Raw genomic sequence first — 1,832 nt, forward strand, 5'->3', positions numbered from 1 at the left:
CAAAAAAGCACCTCTACCTGATGCCAGAGTATGTCCTGAATATCACCCGCCATGCTCCCAACGGAAGCCGGAGAGACAAGCCGGTTCGCGTCATCACCTTCCATCGCGACGACCTCTTGCCGTCCAATCAGGATCTCTATGACGGCGAGGGGAACCTCGAGAGTCAGGTGACCTATTCCGCCTACAAGAGCTTTGGAGACAGCAAATTCCCCACCAGAGTCGTCATAAAGCGCCCCTTGGAAGGAATAACGATTGTTCTGACCGTTGAGAAGGTGGACGAGAATCAAAAGCTGCCCACAGACCAATTCACCGCAAAGATTCCGCCCGGCACAACGATCCAGCACCTGCAATAAATGAAACTCAAATTCAAACCGATCCGCCTGGGGCGCGACCGGTCTTGCTGAGTTCGCTGTAGAAGCCGAGATCCCGGCCTTCCTGCATCTTGGTGATGTAAACGATCTGCCCGTAGTGGAGCCCGAAGTGCTCGACCACCTGGTAGACAGCCGCGAGTCCAGTTACTGTGTATCCCTGGATGTGCCAGGTTGCGAGCAGTTCATCATGCGTCAGCCGTGCCAGCACCTTCGCAGCTTCGTCGATGGTCGCGCCGAGTCGCGCAAGCAGATCGGCCGCTGTAAGATCGCCCGTGGCATTGAACTCAGAGGGACGATCGCGCCGGTCTTCCAGCCGGTCGAACGAAGCCACCAGCCACTGCCAGACATTTCCATTCAAATGCAGAATAAGATTGGCAATGCTGTTGCTGGCATCGTTGGGTCGCCACCATATTTGTTCCTCGCTCAGCAACTCAACCGCTTTGCGCAGGCGCGGCCAGTATTGCTCCAGGAGCTTGTTTCGAGAAAACTGAAGGAAGAGTTCGCTTGCGGGATCGGCAGCCATGGGAAGTGCGCCTCCTTGGGTGAACTAGATTCTATCGAAGGAGCCAGACACACCACCGCCGGAGTCGACTCCGCTTGAACAGGTCGATCTCCGGCGGTATGTTGCCTGCATTCGTCTTGAATGATTCCCTGAGGAAGAGCGATCCGGATACCGCTTGTAGGCCTCGCATCCGGATCGGTTGAGTTTCCAATTGTATCTAAATCGCGCTGCGGTTGTTACGAGGCAAGTGCCTGGATGCTGTCGACGTGAATCATCTTTGAGTCCGCGTCGAGACGGCCTGTCACCTTCACGGTCTTGCCTTCGAAGGCCTGCGCGCGCGAGGAATCATCCAGCTTGTATACGCTGCCCGATGAATCGCGGAGCACATACTGCTCGCCGTCTTTCACAACCGTACCGGTAAAGGTCGCGGTCTTCGACGAATCCTGGTTCGGCATTGCCTGATCGGGAGGGGTCTGCGAAGGCGGTGTCTGTGGTTCCTGGATCACCGGCATCGGAGAAGCGGAATTGGGATTGGTAGCTCCAAAAGCTGGTACGCTCGCCAACAAAAGAGCGCACGAGGAGAGACCGAGAAGCATTTGCATTTTAGTCGAATTCATATTTAACCTCCGGGTGTTGAGCGCTCCCGCCGTCGCACGCTTTTTCGTCAAACAAGTCAAACAATCGGGGCGGGAACTTGATAAAACGCCCTGTCTAGCGATCAACATAGGTAGCAACCGATGTGCCATATAACTTGCTCTTTCTTTCGAATAAGTTGCACTCGGGAATTGAGCTTTCGTCCCGGGTAAGAACTACCGGGTGGGGAAAAAGTGCCTGGCATTCTCAGGCCGATTGGCCAAAAATACCGCTGGGGTGGGTGTGACATCCTTTTAAGCCTTCGGTGTGCTAGCATCCCGGCAAGCAACTGCCGCCCAATTCCACAAGGATTCAGGCATGGAAAC

At 55.1% G+C, this 1,832-nt stretch carries 3 protein-coding genes; 1 reads left to right on the plus strand and 2 read right to left on the minus strand.

Annotation, left to right across the window (positions count from 1 at the left end; translation table 11 throughout):
- The coding region (locus tag WA354_RS06990) for a LolA-like protein (protein WP_472812284.1) at positions 1–353 on the plus strand (353 nt) is incomplete at its 5' end.
- Positions 354–366: 13 nt separating this feature from the next.
- On the opposite strand, the gene WA354_RS06995 is transcribed toward WA354_RS06990, so the two are convergent.
- Positions 367–894, minus strand: a complete 528-nt coding sequence (locus tag WA354_RS06995; protein ID WP_472812285.1) for a DinB family protein — start codon at positions 892–894, stop codon at positions 367–369.
- Positions 895–1,109: 215 nt separating this feature from the next.
- Positions 1,110–1,490 (minus strand): DUF5818 domain-containing protein, encoded by a 381-nt coding sequence (locus WA354_RS07000; protein ID WP_472812286.1) that lies wholly within the window; start codon positions 1,488–1,490, stop codon positions 1,110–1,112.
- Positions 1,491–1,832: the final 342 nt, after the last annotated feature.

Source organism: Occallatibacter sp. (genome assembly GCF_049802275.1).
Taxonomy (GTDB): Bacteria; Acidobacteriota; Terriglobia; order Terriglobales; family Acidobacteriaceae; genus Telmatobacter.